Below are 17,648 nucleotides of genomic sequence, written 5' to 3'. Positions count from 1 at the left end.
AAAGGGTGGTTCAGCGCGTGGTCGAATACCGCATCGACCGGCACAGCGGTGTCGCCACCTACGTCCAACTCGTCCAGCAGACCAAACAGGCCCTGCGCCTGGGCCTGCTCCAGCCCGGCGACAAGCTGCCCACGGCCCGCGAGGTCGTGGAAGCCACCGCCATCAACCCCAACACCGTCCTCAAGGCCTACCGCGAACTGGAGCGGGAGGGGCTGGTGGAGGCCCGGCGCGGGCTCGGCACCTTCGTGCGGCGCTCGCTGGGCGCCGCCCCGGCCGACTCGCCGCTGCGGGCCGAGCTGGAGGACTGGGCGGCGAGAGCCGTCCAGGCGGGCTGGGACCGCGACGACGTGGCGGCCCTGTTCACCGCCGTACTCGACAAGCACTTCCAGGGAGAACGTTCATGACCGACACGGCACTGGAGGCCACCGGCCTCGGCAAGCGCTTCGGGCGCCGGGGCGGCTGGGCGCTGCGCGACTGCGCGTTCCGGCTGCCCGCCGGACGCGTGTGCGCCGTCGTCGGGCCCAACGGCGCCGGCAAGTCCACGCTGCTCGCGCTGGCCGCCGGACTGCTCTCGCCCACCGAGGGCCGGCTGACCGTGCTCGGCACGCTGCCCGCCGAGGCCCGCACCCGGGTCGGTTTCGTCGCCCAGGACAAGCCGCTGTACCCGCAGCTCACCGTCGCCGAGACGCTGCGCATGGGCGCCGACCTCAACCCCGAGCGCTGGGACGCGGACACCGCCGCCCAGGTCGTCGCGGCGGGCGACCTGGACCCGGCCTCCCGGATACGGTCGCTGTCCGGCGGCCAGCGCACCCGCGTCGCCCTCGCCCTGGCCCTCGGCAAACGCCCCGAACTGCTGCTCCTGGACGAGCCGATGGCCGACCTCGACCCGCTGGCCCGGCACGAGCTGATGGGCACGCTGATGGCGCAGGCCGCCCAGTACGGCACGACGATCGCGATGTCCTCGCACGTGGTCGCCGAGCTGGAGGACTCCTGCGACCACCTGCTGCTCGTCGGCGCCGGCCAGGTCCGGCTGGCCGGCGACATCGACGACCTGCTCGCCGCCCACCTGCGGATCAGCGGCCCGGCGGACACTTCGGGCTCCGGCGAGACCGGCCTCGACGCGCACACCGTCGTCGAGTCCCGGATCACCGGACGCCAGCTCAGCGCCCTGATCCGCCCCTCGGGTCCGCTCGCCGGCGACTGGCGCACCGCCACCCCGTCCCTGGAGGAACTCGTCCTCGCCCACCTGCGCAACCCCGGGGCGCCCGTCCTCACCGCCGCCCCGCAGGAGACCCTGGCATGACCACCGCCCCGACCACCGCCTCCCCGGCCGCGACGGCCCCCGCCCGCCCGCGCCAACTGCGCTGGCTGCTGCGGCTGCACCGGCCCGCCCTGCTCGTCTGGACCGGCCTCGTCGCCGTCCTCGCCGCCGCGCTGCTGTGGCTCGGCGGCCCCCTCACCGACTCCGCCGCCGCGGCCTGGCAGCAGTTCGACGCCTGCGGCATGAACCCGCACTGCGCCTACGACCAGACGTCGATCCTGCGCTACAAGGACTACTACAACTACCTGACGTACGCCGTCCTCGCCGTCCCCTTCCTCGCCGCCGCCTGGGCGGGTGCCGCCCTCACCGGCCGCGAGCTGGAGAACGGCACCGCGTGGCTCGCCTGGACCCAGGGCGTGCGCCCCGCCCGCTGGCTGGCCGGCAAGCTCGCCGCCCCGGCCGCCGCCATCGCCCTCGGCACCTGGCTGCTGACCTGGCTGTACCACCGGGCCTGGACGGCGGGCGAGGGCCGCATCGACACGGCCAAACCGTGGTCCGACCTCGCCACGTTCTACGCGGGCGGCCCCGTCGCCGTGGCGCTGGCCCTGGCCGGCCTCGCGACCGGCGTCCTCCTCGGCCTGCTGGTCAAGCGGCAGCTCGGCGCGCTGGGCGGCGCCCTGTGCGGCACCGGCCTCCTCTGGTTCGGCGTCCAGCAGGCCCTGCCCCACCTGTGGCCCACCGTGACCAGCGTCGCCGCGCTCGACAGCGACGGCCCGCGCGGCAGCGGCATCACCGTCGCCCAGGGACTCATCACCTCCAGCGGCGCCCGCATCACCGACCCGGGCTGCGGCAGCGGCACCTACGGCCCCTGCAAGGCGCTCTACGCCAAGCTGCACGCCGTCAGCTGGTACAAGGACTACCACCCGCAGTCCCACTTCTGGCCGCTGCACCTGATGGGCTGCGCCCTGCTGCTGGCCGTCGCCGCCCTGCTCACCGTCGTCGCCTTCCGGGTGCTGGCCCGCCGTACGGCACCGGGCCGCCCCCGGTCCGGCAAAGCCACCAAGGCCGGCAAGGCCGCCCGGGGCGCCGGGGGCGCCGTATGAGCGGCGGGGTCCTCGGCCTCGGGGGGCTGCCCCGCACGGTGCTGCGGCTGCACCGCACGTCCCTGCTGCTGTGGACCGCCGTCGTGGCCGGGCTGTCCGGCTGGCTGGTGTGGCTGAACGAGATCACCGCCGACCACGCCCGCGCGTCCCTGGCCCACTGCCGCCAGGGCCCGTGCACAGCCGTGTTCGGCGAGCAGACCTACAGCGAGCCGACCGGCTGGATCGGCACCCTCATCTGCTTCAGCTTCCTCGCCGTCGCCGTCTTCGCGGGCGGCGCGCTGATCGGCCGCGAACTGGAGTCCGGCACCGCGCGGCTGGCCTGGACGCAGGGGGTGACGCCGGTGCGCTGGCTGACCGCCAAGCTGGCCCTGCCCGCGCTCGCCGTGACCGTGGGCGGCACCGTCCTGGTGCTGGTGTTCCGCTGGGGCTGGGCGGCCAACCGGGACCTCATGGGCGACCACTGGTACGACACCGAGGTGTTCGCGGCCCGGGGCCCGCTCGTGGTGGCGTACGGCCTCGCCGCCCTCGCCGTCGGCACACTCACCGCACTGCTGCTGCGCCGCACCCTGGCCGCGCTCGGTGCCGCCTTCGCCGCGATGTGGCTGCTCGACTTCACCCTCGGCCGCTGCCGCGCGGACCTGTGGCCGGCACTGACCCGGACCTCGGCACAGCGGTTCACGCTGCCGGGCAGCGCCTGGCAGGTGAACGAGGGGCGGAACGCGCACGGGTATTTCGCCGTCTACCACCCCGCGTCCCACTTCTGGCCACTGCACCTGGTGGAGACGGGCATCGTCCTGGCCGTCGCCGCACTCGCCACCGCCGCCGCGTACGCGGTGCTGCGCCGCCGGGCCGCCTGAACGAACCGAGGGCGGCCCGGAGCCCGGGGTTCCCGTACGCCCTTTCCACGGGGGGAAGGGCGTACGGACCCCGAGGGACGAGTGGCCGGCGACCCCGGCGGGCCGGGACCGTGCGGGCCCTCCCCGTGTTTGTCGCCGGGTGTCGGTCCCCCGGTATCGGTCACCCCGTGTCGGTCCCCCGGTGTCGATCACCCGTGGGCCGCTCCCCGCTGTCCCGGACGTCATGTCGCCGTAACCGCTGATTCAGACTGGCTTGCGACGCTCGCCCCATGCAGCCCGCCGCGCCAGAGCCCTCCCCGCCCCCCGAGGGGCCCGCCGCCGCGCTCCCGGCCGTGCACTCCGACGCGCCTGTACGGCTCGTCACGCGGAAGAATGGGTTCATGAGTCAGCCAGACGCCCAGGCACCGGTCCAGCTCCAGCCCTCCGTGGGTTCCATCGCCGCGCACCGCCCGCACACCGTGGCCGCGGCCCTGTCCGACCTGGATCCCGACATCGACGCGGACATCGACGCGTACGAGGAGCCGGAGGACGGCGGCGAGCTGCCGCAGGGCCGGTTCCTGGACCGGGAGCGCAGCTGGCTGGCGTTCAACGAGCGGGTCCTGGAGCTGGCCGAGGACCCGAACACCCCGCTCCTGGAGCGGGCGAACTTCCTGGCGATCTTCGCCAGCAACCTGGACGAGTTCTTCATGGTCCGGGTGGCCGGACTCAAGCGCCGTATCGCCACCGGGGTCGCCACCCGGTCCGCGTCCGGGCTCCAGCCGCGCGAGGTGCTGGAGATGATCTGGGCGCGCTCGCGCGAGCTGATGGCCCGGCACGCCGCCTGCTACCACGAGGACGTCGCGCCCGCACTCGCGGACGAGGGCATCGAACTGGTGCGCTGGAACGAGCTGACGGAGAAGGAGCAGGCCCGCCTGTTCACCCTGTTCCGGCAGCGCATCTTCCCCGTGCTGACCCCCCTCGCGGTCGACCCCGCGCACCCCTTCCCGTACATCTCCGGCCTCTCCCTCAACCTGGCCGTCGTCGTACGCAACCCGGTCACCGGGCACCGGCACTTCGCCCGCGTCAAGGTGCCGCCGCTGCTCGCCCGCTTCCTGGAGAGCTCCCCGGGCCGGTACGTCCCGCTGGAGGACGTCATCGCCGCCCACCTGGAGGAGCTGTTCCCGGGCATGGAGGTGCTGGAGCACCACACCTTCCGGCTGACCCGCAACGAGGACCTGGAGGTCGAGGAGGACGACGCGGAGAACCTCCTCCAGGCCCTGGAGAAGGAGCTGATGCGGCGCCGGTTCGGGCCGCCGGTGCGGCTGGAGGTGGAGGAGTCCATCGACCGCGAGGTGCTGGACCTCCTCGTGCGCGAGCTGAAGATCGGCGAGGCCGAGGTGTACCCGCTGCCCGGCCCGCTCGACCTCACCGGGCTGTTCCGCATCCACAGCCTGGACCGGCCCGAGCTGAAGTACCCCAAGTTCGTCGCCGGCACCCACCGCGACCTCGCCGAGGTCGAGTCGGCGTCCCCGCCGGACATCTTCGCCGCCCTGCGCAGCCGGGACGTCCTGCTGCACCACCCGTACGACTCCTTCTCCACCTCCGTCCAGGCGTTCCTGGAGCAGGCGGCGGCCGACCCCGACGTGCTCGCCATCAAGCAGACGCTGTACCGGACTTCGGGCGACTCGCCGATAGTGGACGCGCTCATCGACGCCGCCGAGTCCGGCAAGCAGGTCCTCGTCCTGGTCGAGATCAAGGCCCGCTTCGACGAGCACGCCAACATCAAGTGGGCGCGCAAACTGGAGGAGGCCGGCTGCCACGTCGTCTACGGCCTCGTCGGCCTCAAGACCCACTGCAAGCTGTCCCTGGTGGTCCGCCAGGAGGGCGACGACACGCTGCGGCGCTACAGCCACGTCGGCACCGGCAACTACCACCCCAAGACCGCCCGCCTCTACGAGGACCTGGGCCTGCTCACCGCCGACCCGCAGGTCGGCGCCGACCTCTCCGACCTCTTCAACCGCCTGTCCGGCTACTCGCGCCGCGAGACCTACCGGCGGCTCCTCGTCGCCCCCAAGTCCCTGCGCGACGGCCTCGTCGCCCGCATCGACCGCGAGGCGCAGCACCACCGCGCGGGGCGGCCCGCGTTCATCCGGATCAAGGCGAACTCGATGGTCGACGAGGCCGTCGTCGACTCCCTCTACCGCGCCTCCCAGGCGGGCGTGCCGGTCGACGTGTGGGTGCGCGGCATCTGCGCGCTGCGCCCCGGCGTGGCCGGCCTCTCGGAGAACATCCGTGTCCGCTCCGTCCTCGGCCGGTTCCTCGAACACTCCCGGGTGTTCGCGTTCGGCAACGGCGGCGAGCCCGAGGTGTGGATCGGCAGCGCCGACATGATGCACCGCAACCTCGACCGCCGCATAGAGGCCCTCGTGCGGGTCACCGACCCCGCCCACCGCGCCGCCCTGAACCGGCTGCTCGACACGGGCATGGCCGACTCCACCGCGTCCTGGCACCTCGGCCCGGACGGCGAGTGGACCCGGCACGCGACGGACGCGGACGGCCAGCCCCTGCGCAACATCCAGGAGATGCTCATAGACGCCCGGAGGCGCCGGCGTGGCACAGCGACACCCTGACCCCCCGGCCCCCTCCACCCCGGCCCGCACGCCCGACGACGCCCTCACGGTCTATCTGCGCGCCCAGTCCACGGAGTTCCTCCGCGCCCTGCGCCTGCACGGGGAGGCGCCCGCCGAGTCCACGCGGGCGCTGCGGCGGGCCGCCCGCCGGCTGACCGCCATCCTCCACACCTACCGCCCGCTCCTGAACCCGGCCTGGTCCGACCAGCTCCACCCCGAACTGGCCTGGTTGTCGGGCACCTTGGGCGCGGAACACACCTACGAGGCCCGCCTGACCCGGCTGCTGGGGGCACTGGCCCGCCTGTCGGACCCCGCGTACGCGACCGTGAGCGGTCCACGGGCGGACCCCACCCCGCGCACCGGCTCGGGCGCCCCGGCCGCCACCGTCCACCTCGGCGCGACGAAGGCCGCCGCCCTGCTGGAACGCCAGCTCACCCTCGCCCGCACCCGCGCCCACTCCACCGCCCTCCAGGCGCTCGGCTCCGCGCGCTTCCACGCCGTGGCCGACAAGGTCGCCTTACTCGCCAGCGACGTCCCGCTGACCACCACCCCCGACGGCACGGACCTCCGCTCCCTCGCGGCCGCCGCCGAGGAACGCCTCACCGACGCCGTGGCGGCCCTCCCCGTCCTCCCGCCGGGCCACCCCTGCACCACCGAGCCCCCGCCGCAGGGCCTCTCGGACACGCCCTGGCACCAGGTCCGCCTGCTGCTGCGCCTGCACCGGTACGCCCAGGAGGTCCTGGACAGCGACGGCGACGGCTCCCCCCACCCCCGGCTCCGCACCGCCGCCCTCGCCCTGAACCGGCACCGGGACGCCGCCGAGGCGGCCGGCGCGGCGGCCCAGGCGGCCCGCACCCCCCGCATCGCCCCGGCCACGGCCTACACCCTCGGCGTCCTCCATGCCGACCAGCGCCACGAGGTCGAGGCGTGCCGCTTCGCCTTCCAACAGGCCTGGCGACAGCGGCCGGTGGCCCCGGCCCCCCACTGAGCGCCCCCGGCACCCCAGCCTCCGCCGGGCTAACCCGCGCCGTGCCGCTCCGCGTCCGTACGGGCCTGGCTCCGGGCCCGGCGGGCGGGGCCGCGCCAGCCGCAGCTGCACCGGGCCACGCAGAACCGGCCCTTTTCGTCCGTCGTCGTGCGGTGTTCCTCCTGCGCCACGCCGCCCACCGTACCGAGCCCGGTCGGGCGGGCCGCGTGACGGCACCTCCTACCCGTCGTTAACCGGAACGACAGACGGCCCGTGACGGACGTACCGGCTGGGGGTAGGCAGGCGATGGAGCGGCGGCAGCACACGCGCGCGGGCAGAACAGTCGTCGCGATGGGCATCCTGTTCGGGCTCGGCGTGTGCGCCACCGGGTGCGCGGGCCGGGGCGCAGCCGCCGATGACGCGGGCGGCGCCGCCGACCCGGTGGGCGCGCTGCACCGGGCCGCGGGCGCGCTCCGCGCGGCGGGCACCTCCAAGGCCAGTACGGCGATGGAGATGGCGACCGGCGGCACCCGCGTCACCATCCGCGGCCGGGGCGTCTACGACTACCGGCGCCGGCTCGGCCGACTGAGCGTCGTCCTGCCCGACGACCCCGCCGGCACTCCCGAGCACCGCCCGATCACCGAACTCCTCGCCCCGGGCGCCCTCTACATGAAGAACCGCGGCGCCGGGGTGCCCGCCGACAAGTGGGTCCGGGTGGACACCGCGACCCTTTCCGACGGCAATCTCGTCACCGGCGGCGCGACCGACCCGTACGAGGCGGCGGAGATCCTGCGCGGGGCGCACACGGCGACGTACGTGGGCCGGACCGAGGTCGGCGGGATCGACGTACGGCACTACCGTGGGACCGCCGACCTGGCCCTCGCGGCACGCGGCGCCCCCGCGGAGGACCGGGCCGCCCTCCGCGCGGCCGCCAAGGGCTTCGCCACCGCCTACGTCCCCTTCGACGCCTACCTCGACGACGAGGGCCGCATCCGCAAGCTCCGGCAGAGCTTCGCCTTCGTCAACGGCCGCCAGAAGGCCCCGGTGGCAGTCGCCTCCACCACCCTGCTGTACGCCTTCGGCACCCCCGTCGACATCACGCTCCCGCACCCCCGGGACATCTACGCCGGCCGCATCGCCGAAGACGAGACGGACGACCCCGCGCACTAGTCCGCCGGGCCGCTTGACGCCACCCCTGAACTAGCCCGTCCGTGCCATGCGCGGTGTGTAGACCGCTCCCTACTCTAGGAAGTCGGTGACGGCAGAGGAGAGGTGAGGCGAGTGGCTCCGGTCGGCGGCACGGCGGTACAGGACCACGTGGCCCTCGCCGAGATCGAACTCTGCGGCGAACTCATCATCGCCGCCTCCGAAGCAGAAGACCGCCTGAGCCTGGAAAGCATCGACGAGGTGCTGAGGGTGCGCCCCGAAGGGGCGCGGGGAACTGCGCGACCAGCCACGACGGCGCCGCAGCCGAACAACGACCCGTACCGCCCCTCACGTCCTACGTCCTTAGCAGGCGCGCAATCGCCTTCGTAGCCTCCTCCACCTTCACATCGATCTCCTCGCCCCCCTTGACCGCCGCGTCAGCGACACAGTGCCGCAGATGCTCCTCCAGCAGCTGCAGCGCGAAGGACTGCAGCGCCTTCGTGGACGCGGACACCTGCGTGAGTATGTCGATGCAGTACGTGTCCTCCTCGACCATCCGCTGCAACCCCCGGATCTGCCCCTCGATCCGCCGCAGCCGCTTGAGGTGCTCGTCCTTCTGCTTGTGGTAACCGTGCGTCGTCGGCCCGGAGGGCGCCGCGCCGGCCTCGGTCGTCGTCATCGCGTCCTCCCGTATGACACATATACCCCTGGTGGGTATATGGTACCGAATTCTGCCCGGTAGGCGCCTCTTGCCCTGCCCCCGTGCCGAGCACTGCGGCCGATGGGCGACACTGGTTGGCGGCCCGATAGCCGTGGCCGGATGATGCGCCTAGCATCAGCCTGACCGAAACCGAAGCACCCCGAGGACCCCACGTGCGCTTTCGTCTGACCCCCAGGGAGACGAGCTTCTACGACATGTTCGCCGCGTCCGCGGACAACATCGTCACGGGCTCCAAGCTCCTGATGGAACTGCTCGGGGCGGACTCCTCCGCCCGGGCCGAGATCGCAGAGCGTATGCGGGCCGCGGAACACGCCGGTGACGACGCCACGCACGCGATCTTCCACCAGCTGAACTCCTCGTTCATCACGCCGTTCGACCGTGAGGACATCTACTCCCTCGCGGGCTCCCTCGACGACATCATGGACTTCATGGAGGAGGCCGTCGACCTGGTCGTCCTCTACAACGTCGAGGAACTGCCCAAGGGCGTCGAGCAGCAGATCGAGGTGCTCGCGCGGGCGGCCGAGCTGACCGCCGAGGCCATGCCGAACCTGCGGACCATGGCCAACCTCACCGAGTACTGGATCGAGGTGAACCGGCTGGAGAACCAGGCGGACCAGATCCACCGCAAGCTCCTGGCCCACCTGTTCAACGGCAAGTACGACGCCATCGAGGTGCTGAAGCTCAAGCAGATCGTGGATGTCCTGGAAGAGGCGGCGGACGCGTTCGAGCACGTGGCGAACACGGTGGAGACCATCGCGGTCAAGGAGTCCTGAGGCGTCGATGGACACCTTCGCCCTGGTCGTGACCATCGCGGTCGCGCTCTTCTTCACGTACACGAACGGTTTCCACGACTCGGCGAACGCGATCGCGACGTCGGTATCGACGCGGGCGCTGACCCCGCGGGCGGCGCTCGCCATGGCCGCCGTGATGAACCTCGCGGGCGCCTTCCTGGGCTCCGGGGTCGCCAAGACCGTCAGCGAGGGCCTGATCGAGACGCCGTCCGGCTCCACCGGCATGGGCATCCTGTTCGCGGCGCTCGTCGGCGCGATCGTCTGGAACCTGGCCACCTGGTACTTCGGCCTGCCCTCCTCCTCGTCCCACGCGCTGTTCGGCGGGCTGGTGGGCGCCGCGCTGGCGGGCAGCACGACGGTGCACTGGAGCGGGGTGCTCGACAAGGTCGTCATCCCGATGTTCCTGTCCCCGGTGGTCGGCCTGATCGTCGGCTACCTGGTGATGACGGCGATCATGTGGATCTTCCGCCGCGCCAACCCGCACAAGGCCAAGCGCGGCTTCCGCATCGCGCAGACCGTGTCCGCGGCCGGCATGGCGCTCGGGCACGGCCTCCAGGACGCCCAGAAGACCATGGGTGTCGTGGTGATGGCCCTGGTCATCTCGGGCCACGAGACGTACGGCGACCCGATCCCGGTCTGGGTGAAGATCGTCTGCGCGCTGATGCTGTCGCTGGGCACCTACGCGGGCGGCTGGCGCATCATGCGCACGCTGGGCCGCAAGATCATCGAGCTGGACCCGCCGCAGGGCTTCGCGGCCGAGGCGACCGGCGCGTCGATCATGTTCACCACGGCGTTCGTCTTCAAGGCGCCGATCTCCACGACCCACGTCATCACCTCGGCGATCATGGGTGTGGGCGCGACCAAGCGGGTCAACGCGGTCCGCTGGGGCGTGGCCAAGAACATCGTCCTCGGCTGGTTCATCACCATGCCGGCGGCCGCCCTGGTCGCGGCGGCGGCCTTCGGGATCATCGACCTGGCCGTGCTGTGACGCCGTAGTCCGGTACGGGAAAGGCCCACCCCCCCGCGCGGGGGGGGTGGGCCTTTCTGGTCCCCGGGGTGGCACCGCCATGCAGCACCGCGAGGAGTCCGGGAGGGGCAGCCGAGGGAGGTGGCTCAGCCGAAGCGGCCCGAGATGTAGTCCTCCGTCGCCTGGACCGAGGGGTTGGCGAAGATCCGGGCGGTCTCGTCGATCTCGACCAGCCGGCCCGGCTGCCCCACGGCCGCCAGGTTGAAGAACGCCGTACGGTCCGACACGCGCGCCGCCTGCTGCATGTTGTGCGTCACGATGACGATCGTGAACCGTTCCTTCAGCTCACCGATCAGGTCCTCGATGGCGAGCGTGGAGATCGGGTCCAGCGCCGAGCACGGCTCGTCCATCAGCAGCACCTTCGGCTCCACGGCGATCGCCCGCGCGATGCACAGCCGCTGCTGCTGACCGCCGGACAGCCCGGCCCCCGGCTTGTTCAGCCGGTCCTTGACCTCGTTCCACAGGTTCGCCCCGCGCAGCGACTTCTCCACGATGTCGCCCAGCTCGCTCTTCTTCGCGGTGCCGTTCAGCCGCAGCCCCGCCGCCACGTTCTCGAAGATCGACATGGTGGGGAACGGGTTCGGCCGCTGGAACACCATGCCGACCTCGCGCCGCACCGACACCGGATCGACGCCCGTGCCGTACAGGTCCTCGGCGTCGAGCATCACCTTGCCCTCGACGCGCCCGCCGGGCGTCACCTCGTGCATGCGGTTCAGCGTGCGCAGGAACGTCGACTTGCCGCAGCCGGACGGCCCGATGAACGCCGTCACCGAACGCGGCTCGACCGTCATCGAGATGTCCTCGATCGCCTTGTGGGAGCCGTAGTAGGCGGTCAGCCCGCTCACGTCGATTCGCTTGGCCATGATTGTCACGTCACTTCCGACTAGCGCGGCGACCTGCGGCGGGCGATGCCGCGGGCCACCAGGTTGAGGATCATCACGAAGGCGATCAGCGTGAGGGACGCCGCCCAGGCGCGGTCGTACGCCGCCGTCGAGCCCGAACTCTGCGAGTACTGCTGGTAGATGTAGAGCGGCAGCGACGCCTGGGCGCCCTCGAAGGGGTTCGCGTTGATGAACGGGTTGCCCCACACCAGCAGCAGCACCGGCGCGGTCTCCCCGGCGATGCGGGCGATCGCCAGCATGACGCCGGTGACGATGCCGCCGGCGGAGGTCGGCAGCACCACCCGCAGGATGGTGCGCCACTTCGGCACGCCGAGGGCCAGCGACGCCTCCCGCAGCTCGTTCGGGACGAGCTTGAGCATCTCCTCCGTGGAGCGGACCACGACCGGCATCATCAGGATCGCCAGGGCGAGCGAGCCCGCGAACCCGAAGGGCTGCATGTCGGCCATCAGCATCAGGCTGAGGATGAACAGGCCCGCGACGATCGACGGGATACCGGTCATGACGTCCACGAAGAACGTGATCGCCTTGGCGAGCCGTCCCCGCCCGCCGTACTCCACGAGGTAGATCGCGGTGAGCACCCCCACCGGCGCGCCGATCGCGGTCGCGAGGCCCACCTGCTCCAGGCTGCCGAGGATGGCGTGGTAGATGCCGCCGCCCGGCTCGGAGTCGGCGACCACGCCCATGGAGTGGGTCAGGAAGTAGACGTCGAGGACCTTCACCCCGCGCTGCACGGTCGTCCAGATCAGTGAGACCAGCGGCACGACGGCGAGCAGGAACGCCACCCACACCAGCGAGGTCGCGATCCGGTCCTTGGCCTGCCGGCGGCCCTCGACGCGGGCGGCGAGGACGTACGTGCCGAGGACGAAGAGGAGCGCGGCGATCAGCCCCCACTCCACCTTGCTGTCCATCCCGGCCGCCACCCCGATGCCGGCGGCGCCGGCCGCGGACCCGGCGGCGATCGCCCACGGCGACCACTTCGGGAGCCGGGCGCCCTGAAGGCTACCGCCGCGCGCGGGCACGTTGTCGGTGATCGCGCTCATGCGGCCGCCCCCGAGTACTCCTCGCGGCGGGCGATGATCGCCCGGGCCGCTCCGTTGACCAGCAGGGTGATGACGAACAGGACGAGACCGGAGGCGATCAGCGCGTCCCGGCCCGACTCGGTGGCCTCGCCGAACTTGGCGGCGATGTTCTGCGCGAAGGTGCCGCCGCCCGGGTCGAGGAGGCTGGCCTGGATGTCGAACGTCGGCGACAGGACGGTGGCGACGGCCATCGTCTCGCCGAGCGCGCGGCCGAGGCCCAGCATCGACGCGGAGATCACACCGGAGCGGCCGAACGGCAGCACGGCCGTGCGGACCACCTCCCAGCGGGTGGCGCCGAGGGCGAGGGCCGCCTCCTCGTGCATGCGCGGGACCTGCCGGAACACCTCACGGCTGACGTTGGTGATGATCGGCAGGATCATGATCGCGAGCAGGATGCCCACGGTGAGCATCGACCGGGGCGCGCCGCCCTCCCAGGAGAACAGCCCGGTCCAGCCGAGATAGGTGTCGAGCCAGCCGAAGAGGCCGGTCATGTGCGGTACGAGGATCAGCGCGCCCCAGAGGCCGTAGACGATGGACGGCACGGCGGCGAGCAGGTCGACCACGTAGGCGATGGGGCCGCTCAGCCGGCGCGGGGCGTAGTGCGTGAGGAACAGCGCGATGGCGACGGCGACCGGGACGGCGAGGGCCATCGCGATGACCGAGGAGACCACCGTGCCGAAGGCCAGCACGGCGATGCCGAAGACCGGCGGGTCGATGTTGGTGTTCCACTCGAAGCCGGTCAGGAAGTTGCCGTGGTCCGTGCTGATCGCGAGTGAGGCGCGGTAGGTGAGGAAGACCGCGATCGCGGCCATGATCACCAGCAGCAGGATGCCGGAGCCACGGGAGAGGCCGAGGAAGACGCGGTCGCCGGGGCGGGTCACGCTCCGGACGGCGGCGTGCCGGGGCTCGTCGGGGCCGGTCGCAGGCGCCGGGGCCGGCGACGGCGTGGGTGTCGGCGCCGGCGCGGGTGTCGGCTGGGGTGTCGGCTGGGGCGGGGATGCGTCGGGTGTCTGCGTCGGTATGTCCATCGGGTTCTCCGGTCTGCGGAGCCGCGGCCCTCCCGGGCGTACGACGGCTCATGGCGGCGGTGCACCGGACGGCGCGGGCCCGGTCCGCCCCGGGAGGAGGTGGACGGGCCGCGCACGGGATCGGTCAGGTCAGCTCAGGCCCTCGATGGTGCTGCGGACCTTGGTGATGATCTCCTCGGGCATCGGGGCGTAGTCGATGCCGCTGAGGTTCTTCTGGCCGTCCTCGGAGGCGATGTAGCGCAGGAACGCCTTGGTCGCGGGCAGCGTGTCGGCCTTGTTGCCCTTGTCGCAGACGATCTCGTACGTCACCAGGGTGATCGGGTAGGCCCCGTCCGCCTGGGTCTTGTAGTTGAGCTGGAGCGACAGGTCCTTGCCGGTGCCGGTGATCTTGGCGTCGGCGATGGCCTTGGTGGCGCTGTCGGTGGTGGGGGCGACCGGCGCGGCGGCACCGGTGTCGATGCTGACCGCCTTGACGCCGTCGCCGACGTAGGACAGCTCGAAGTAGCCGATGGCGCCGTTGGTCTGCTTGACCTGCTGGGCCACACCGGAGGACTGCGCGGCGGACTGGCCGCCCTTGGCCTGCCAGGTCTTGCCGCCGGAGTACTTCCAGTTGTCCGGGGTGGTGGCGATCAGGTACTTGGTGAAGTTGTCCGTCGTACCGGAGTCGTCCGAGCGGTGGAACGCCTGGATCTTCAGGTCGGGCAGCTTCGCCTTGGGGTTCAGCTTCTTGATCTCGGGGTCGTTCCAGTTGGTGATCTTGCCGTCGAAGATCTTGGCGAGGGTCGGCGCGTCCAGGACCAGGTTGTCCACGCCCTCGACGTTGTAGCCGACGGCGATCGGGCCGCCGACCATCGGCAGGTCGATGCCCTGGCCGCCCTTGCAGACCTTCTGCGAGGCGGTGACCTCCTCCGGCTTCAGCGCCGAGTCGGAGCCGGCCCACGGGATCTGGCCCTGGGTGAAGGAGGTGACACCGGCGCCGGAGCCGCCCGCCTTGTAGTTGATCTGCACGCCGCAGGCCTGGGAGAAGGTCTTCACCCAGGCGTCGATCGCGTTCTTCTGCGCGGAGGAGCCGTCGGACAGCAGCTGCCCCTTGGCGCCGTCGCACTTGACGGAGCTCGCGTTGGCGGTGGACGAGGCACCGCCCGACGTCTTGCCGCCCGTGTCGTCGGAGCCGCACGCCGTCAGGGCCAGGGCGCCGGAGACGGCGACAGCACCGAGGGACAGGGCGCGCAGCCGGTTCTTGCGCTGAAGCTTCACGTTCGGGTGTTCCTTCCAGGAGCCGCCGCTGTCGGCGGCGTGCGAAGTCAGGTCGGTGCGCAATCCTCGCCGCACCGGGCACGGCCGAAACTAGGCAGAACAGGTGAAGCCGCCGATGGCCCGAAGTGAACGCGGAGTGAACCCCTGCCGTCAGTGCGGTGAGGTCACGGAACGCTCACGGAACCGGCGGGGAACCCGCGCGGGCGCATCGTCGTCTCGTACGAAGAGAGCCGGGCTTCCGTGCGGGGTCCGGAGCGGGCGTGGAGGGACGAGGGACATGGAACGGCGTACGTTCATCTCGGGCGGGGCGGCCGCCCTGGCCGCGACGGCGCTGGCCGGGTGCGGCGCCGGCGACGGCTCGCCCGGCGCCGACTCGCCCTCCCCGGCCGCTGCTGCCGGCTCCTCCGCGCCGGCGATGCGAACGACCAGTCAGGCGGCCGCGGCGAACTGGACTGCCCTCGCCCGCGACCTCGACGGCACGCTGGTGCGCCCCGGCGACGCGGCCTGGAAGACCGCCCACCAGCTGTACAACACCCGCTTCGACGGCCTGAAACCGGCCGCGGTGGCGTACGTCGCCCACACCGACGACATCCGTACGACGCTGGCGTACGCCCACGCCCACCACATACCCGTGTCGATCCGCAACGGCGGCCACTCGTACGCGGGTTACTCCTCCGGGGACCACCGGCTGATCCTGGACGTGTCCAGGCTGAACCGGATCCGGGTGAGCGGCGGGCAGGCGGTCGTCGGCGCCGGCTCGAAACTGATCGACGTCTACCGGGGGCTGGCCGCGAAGGGCGTGACGATCCCGGCGGGCTCCTGCCCCACGGTCGGCGTCTCCGGCCTGACGCTGGGCGGCGGCCACGGGGTCGCGTCCCGGGCATACGGCCTGACCTGCGACAGCCTCACCCAGGCGACGATCGTCACCGCCGACGGCACCCAGCTCACCGCCGACGCCACCCATCACGCCGACCTGTTCTGGGCGCTGCGCGGCGGCGGCAACGGAAACTTCGGCGTCGTCACCGAGCTGCGCTTCCGGACGCATCCGCTGCGACAGGGGGTGACCGGGTACCTGACCTGGCCGTGGTCGAAGGCGGCGGCGGTCGTCAAGGCGTGGCAGGAGTGGGGGCCGTCCCAGCCGGACGAGATCTGGTCGTCGCTCCACCTGGCGAGCGCGGGCGGGACTCCCACGATCTCCTTGGCCACCTTCTCCCTCGGTTCCTACGGCGACTTGAAGAACGCGGTGGACCGCCTGGCCCACGCGGCCGGCGCCAACGCGTCCTCGGTCTCGCTGCACCGCCACGGGTACGAGGAGGCGATGGAGATCTACGCCGGCTGCTCGTCCTTCGCCACGGAACCCCAGTGCCACCTGCCCGGCACGACCCCGGGCCGCTCCCCGCAGGGCCGTCTCGGCCGCGAAACATACTCGGCCCGCTCGGACTTCTTCGACCGCTCCCTGTCTCCCTCGGGCATCCAGACCCTCCTCCACCAGATCGGCTCCGTGCGCGGGGGTGCGGGCAGCATCGCCCTCACCGCACTCGGCGGCGCGGTCAACCGGGTCTCCCCGACGGCCACGGCCTTCGTCCACCGCCGCTCGCGCATGCTGGCCCAGTACATAGCCTCCTGGCCGGCGGGGGCCTCCGGCACCTCAGCCCAGTCCTGGCTCACCTCGGCCCACACCGCCATGCGCGGGTACGCCTCCGGCGCGGCCTACCAGAACTACACGGACCCCACCCTCCGGGACTGGCGCAAGGCGTACTACGGGGCGGGGGCGTCGCGCCTGGCGGCAGTGAAGAAGCAGTACGACCCGACGAGGTTCTTCTCCTACGCCCAGGGCGTCTAGCCCGGGGCAGTTACGGCCCGTCGCCTACTGCGGCCCGGCGGGGGCCGTTCGCGCAGTTCCCCGCGCCCCTAACGGGGCACTGCCCCCCGAGCTCCGTCGCCGACTGCGGGCGCATCGTGGCCACTCGCGCAGTTCCCCGCGCCCCTTTGGGGCGCGTTCCAGCCGGCGGCAGACGGCGACGCGCCGACCCTGCCCACCCAGCTGCGGGCATGCGTGCCGCTAGGGGCGGCACGGGTGGGCGCAGCGGCGCCCTGGTAGCGCCGGTAAGCGAAACGCCCCCCGGCCCGCACCGACGCCGGTTACGCCGCCAAGTCGCGTTCCTCTGAGGTCGCCGGCTGCCGGGCACCGGGAAGCGCGGGGTCGGCGGAAGGGACGGACCGGCGCCGCACGAGCCACCCGGCCCGGGAAGACCGCTCCACCGCCCGCATCAGCGGAGTGAGCAGAGCCATGGCCAACGGCGACAACAGCAGAGCAACAGCCGTACCGAGCGCGAACCCACCCACCACATCAGTCGGATAGTGCACGCCCATGTACACCCGGCAGAACCCCTCCAGCAGCGCCAGCCCGATCCCCACCAACCCGAACCGCCGGTTGGCGACGAACAGCCCGACCCCCAACGCCATGGTGATGGTCGCGTGGTCGCTCACAAAGGAGAAGTCCGTCTTGCCGGAGACGAGGACATCGAGCCCCTGATGGTCGACGAACGGCCGGGGCCGTTCCACGAACCCCCGGATCGGCACGTTCACCAGCACCGCGATCCCCGCGGCGAGCGGCGCCCACACCAGCGCGGCCACGGAGGACGGCGCGTTCTCGTCCCCCCGCCGCCGCACACTCCACCAGCACCACACCACCAGCAGCACCATCGCGACCAGCAGCCCGTACTCACCGACGAACTCCATGACCCGGTCGAACCAGTGCGGCGCGTCCTTGGCCAGGCCATTGATGTCGTACAGCAGGTCGACGTCGGGGTTGGATCCGGATTCGGCGAGTACAGCCATGGTGCTGCGGCTCCTTCCTCGTCTACCGGACGCACCTCGTGTGCGTCGCTACTGCCCCC

Annotated in this window: 17 protein-coding genes; 10 read left to right on the top strand and 7 right to left on the bottom strand. The window is 72.1% G+C overall.

Translation table 11 applies throughout. The features are described 5' to 3' along the window. Positions 1 to 17: 17 nt before the first annotated feature. The 6 genes from DBP14_RS18445 (at position 18) to DBP14_RS18420 (ending at position 6,818) form a co-directional block, all read left to right on the top strand. Positions 18 to 404 (top strand): GntR family transcriptional regulator, encoded by a 387-nt coding sequence (locus DBP14_RS18445; protein WP_129308272.1) that lies wholly within the window; start codon positions 18 to 20, stop codon positions 402 to 404. After that, positions 401 to 1,303 (top strand): ABC transporter ATP-binding protein, encoded by a 903-nt coding sequence (locus DBP14_RS18440; RefSeq protein ID WP_129308271.1) that lies wholly within the window; start codon positions 401 to 403, stop codon positions 1,301 to 1,303. The genes DBP14_RS18445 and DBP14_RS18440 overlap by 4 nt, the downstream gene beginning before the upstream one ends. Then, complete coding sequence (locus DBP14_RS18435; protein WP_129308270.1) at positions 1,300 to 2,364, top strand: ABC transporter permease; 1,065 nt, start codon at positions 1,300 to 1,302, stop codon at positions 2,362 to 2,364. The genes DBP14_RS18440 and DBP14_RS18435 overlap by 4 nt, the downstream gene beginning before the upstream one ends. Further along, positions 2,361 to 3,221 (top strand): hypothetical protein, encoded by an 861-nt coding sequence (locus DBP14_RS18430; RefSeq protein ID WP_129308269.1) that lies wholly within the window; start codon positions 2,361 to 2,363, stop codon positions 3,219 to 3,221. Before DBP14_RS18435 ends, DBP14_RS18430 begins: the two co-directional genes overlap by 4 nt. A gap of 380 nt (positions 3,222 to 3,601) precedes the next feature. Beyond that, entirely contained in the window at positions 3,602 to 5,830 is a 2,229-nt protein-coding gene (locus tag DBP14_RS18425; protein ID WP_241740962.1) for an RNA degradosome polyphosphate kinase, read from the top strand. Then, positions 5,811 to 6,818: a CHAD domain-containing protein gene (locus tag DBP14_RS18420; RefSeq protein WP_129308267.1), complete on the top strand. Its 1,008-nt coding sequence runs from the start codon at positions 5,811 to 5,813 to the stop codon at positions 6,816 to 6,818. The genes DBP14_RS18425 and DBP14_RS18420 overlap by 20 nt, the downstream gene beginning before the upstream one ends. 29 nt (positions 6,819 to 6,847) lie before the next feature. On the opposite strand, the gene DBP14_RS36110 is transcribed toward DBP14_RS18420, so the two are convergent. Further along, the gene (locus DBP14_RS36110; protein ID WP_164992210.1) at positions 6,848 to 6,988 is read right to left on the bottom strand and encodes a hypothetical protein; all 141 of its coding nucleotides are present in this window, start codon (positions 6,986 to 6,988) and stop codon (positions 6,848 to 6,850) included. Positions 6,989 to 7,103: 115 nt separating this feature from the next. On the opposite strand from DBP14_RS36110, the gene DBP14_RS18415 reads away from it, so the two are divergent. Then, a complete protein-coding gene (locus tag DBP14_RS18415; RefSeq protein WP_129311939.1) occupies positions 7,104 to 7,967 on the top strand; it encodes a hypothetical protein in 864 nt (287 codons plus the stop codon). A gap of 331 nt (positions 7,968 to 8,298) precedes the next feature. On the opposite strand, the gene DBP14_RS18405 is transcribed toward DBP14_RS18415, so the two are convergent. After that, complete coding sequence (locus DBP14_RS18405; RefSeq protein ID WP_129308265.1) at positions 8,299 to 8,622, bottom strand: metal-sensitive transcriptional regulator; 324 nt, start codon at positions 8,620 to 8,622, stop codon at positions 8,299 to 8,301. Positions 8,623 to 8,816: 194 nt separating this feature from the next. On the opposite strand from DBP14_RS18405, the gene DBP14_RS18400 reads away from it, so the two are divergent. Both DBP14_RS18400 and DBP14_RS18395 read left to right on the top strand, forming a co-directional pair. Continuing rightward, a complete protein-coding gene (locus DBP14_RS18400) occupies positions 8,817 to 9,437 on the top strand; it encodes a DUF47 family protein (protein WP_129308264.1) in 621 nt (206 codons plus the stop codon). A gap of 7 nt (positions 9,438 to 9,444) precedes the next feature. Further along, complete coding sequence (locus DBP14_RS18395; RefSeq protein WP_129308263.1) at positions 9,445 to 10,443, top strand: inorganic phosphate transporter; 999 nt, start codon at positions 9,445 to 9,447, stop codon at positions 10,441 to 10,443. A gap of 125 nt (positions 10,444 to 10,568) precedes the next feature. Here DBP14_RS18395 and pstB read toward each other — a convergent pair whose 3' ends face one another. The 4 genes from pstB to pstS form a co-directional block, all read right to left on the bottom strand. Next, positions 10,569 to 11,345 carry a phosphate ABC transporter ATP-binding protein PstB gene (gene pstB, locus DBP14_RS18390; RefSeq protein ID WP_129308262.1) on the bottom strand — a complete coding sequence of 259 codons (777 nt, stop codon included), beginning with the start codon at positions 11,343 to 11,345 and terminating at the stop codon, positions 10,569 to 10,571. A gap of 20 nt (positions 11,346 to 11,365) precedes the next feature. Beyond that, positions 11,366 to 12,424: a phosphate ABC transporter permease PstA gene (gene pstA / locus DBP14_RS18385; RefSeq protein ID WP_129308261.1), complete on the bottom strand. Its 1,059-nt coding sequence runs from the start codon at positions 12,422 to 12,424 to the stop codon at positions 11,366 to 11,368. After that, positions 12,421 to 13,491: a phosphate ABC transporter permease subunit PstC gene (gene pstC, locus DBP14_RS18380; protein ID WP_129308260.1), complete on the bottom strand. Its 1,071-nt coding sequence runs from the start codon at positions 13,489 to 13,491 to the stop codon at positions 12,421 to 12,423. Before pstC ends, pstA begins: the two co-directional genes overlap by 4 nt. A gap of 129 nt (positions 13,492 to 13,620) precedes the next feature. Then, entirely contained in the window at positions 13,621 to 14,748 is a 1,128-nt protein-coding gene (gene pstS, locus DBP14_RS18375) for a phosphate ABC transporter substrate-binding protein PstS (protein ID WP_129308259.1), read from the bottom strand. A 277-nt stretch (positions 14,749 to 15,025) separates the two neighbouring features. Here pstS and DBP14_RS18370 point away from each other — a divergent pair, with 277 nt between their 5' ends. Beyond that, entirely contained in the window at positions 15,026 to 16,591 is a 1,566-nt protein-coding gene (locus DBP14_RS18370) for an FAD-binding oxidoreductase (protein WP_129308258.1), read from the top strand. Between the two features lie 299 nt (positions 16,592 to 16,890). Here the strand turns inward: DBP14_RS18370 and DBP14_RS18365 are convergent, their stop codons facing one another. Next, positions 16,891 to 17,589 (bottom strand): phosphatase PAP2 family protein, encoded by a 699-nt coding sequence (locus tag DBP14_RS18365; protein WP_129308257.1) that lies wholly within the window; start codon positions 17,587 to 17,589, stop codon positions 16,891 to 16,893. Positions 17,590 to 17,648: the final 59 nt, after the last annotated feature.

The sequence above is a fragment of the Streptomyces sp. L2 genome (genome assembly GCF_004124325.1).
GTDB lineage: Bacteria > Actinomycetota > Actinomycetes > Streptomycetales > Streptomycetaceae > Streptomyces.
The sequence above is the reverse complement of the archived record's forward strand: the minus strand, read 5'-3'. Positions and strand labels throughout refer to the sequence as shown.

Bases quoted from the DNA above. Each gene is read 5' to 3' on its own strand.
- DBP14_RS18440 (WP_129308271.1), top strand. From the start codon at position 401: ATGACCGACACGGCACTGGAGGCCACCGGCCTCGGCAAGCGCTTCGGG.
- DBP14_RS18435 (WP_129308270.1), top strand. From the start codon at position 1,300: ATGACCACCGCCCCGACCACCGCCTCCCCGGCCGCGACGGCCCCCGCC.
- DBP14_RS18430 (WP_129308269.1), top strand. From the start codon at position 2,361: ATGAGCGGCGGGGTCCTCGGCCTCGGGGGGCTGCCCCGCACGGTGCTG.
- DBP14_RS18425 (WP_241740962.1), top strand. From the start codon at position 3,602: ATGAGTCAGCCAGACGCCCAGGCACCGGTCCAGCTCCAGCCCTCCGTG.
- DBP14_RS18415 (WP_129311939.1), top strand. From the start codon at position 7,104: ATGGAGCGGCGGCAGCACACGCGCGCGGGCAGAACAGTCGTCGCGATG.
- DBP14_RS18405 (WP_129308265.1), bottom strand. From the start codon at position 8,622: ATGACGACGACCGAGGCCGGCGCGGCGCCCTCCGGGCCGACGACGCAC.
- DBP14_RS18395 (WP_129308263.1), top strand. From the start codon at position 9,445: ATGGACACCTTCGCCCTGGTCGTGACCATCGCGGTCGCGCTCTTCTTC.
- pstB (WP_129308262.1), bottom strand. From the start codon at position 11,345: ATGGCCAAGCGAATCGACGTGAGCGGGCTGACCGCCTACTACGGCTCC.
- pstA (WP_129308261.1), bottom strand. From the start codon at position 12,424: ATGAGCGCGATCACCGACAACGTGCCCGCGCGCGGCGGTAGCCTTCAG.
- pstC (WP_129308260.1), bottom strand. From the start codon at position 13,491: ATGGACATACCGACGCAGACACCCGACGCATCCCCGCCCCAGCCGACA.
- DBP14_RS18370 (WP_129308258.1), top strand. From the start codon at position 15,026: ATGGAACGGCGTACGTTCATCTCGGGCGGGGCGGCCGCCCTGGCCGCG.
- DBP14_RS18365 (WP_129308257.1), bottom strand. From the start codon at position 17,589: ATGGCTGTACTCGCCGAATCCGGATCCAACCCCGACGTCGACCTGCTG.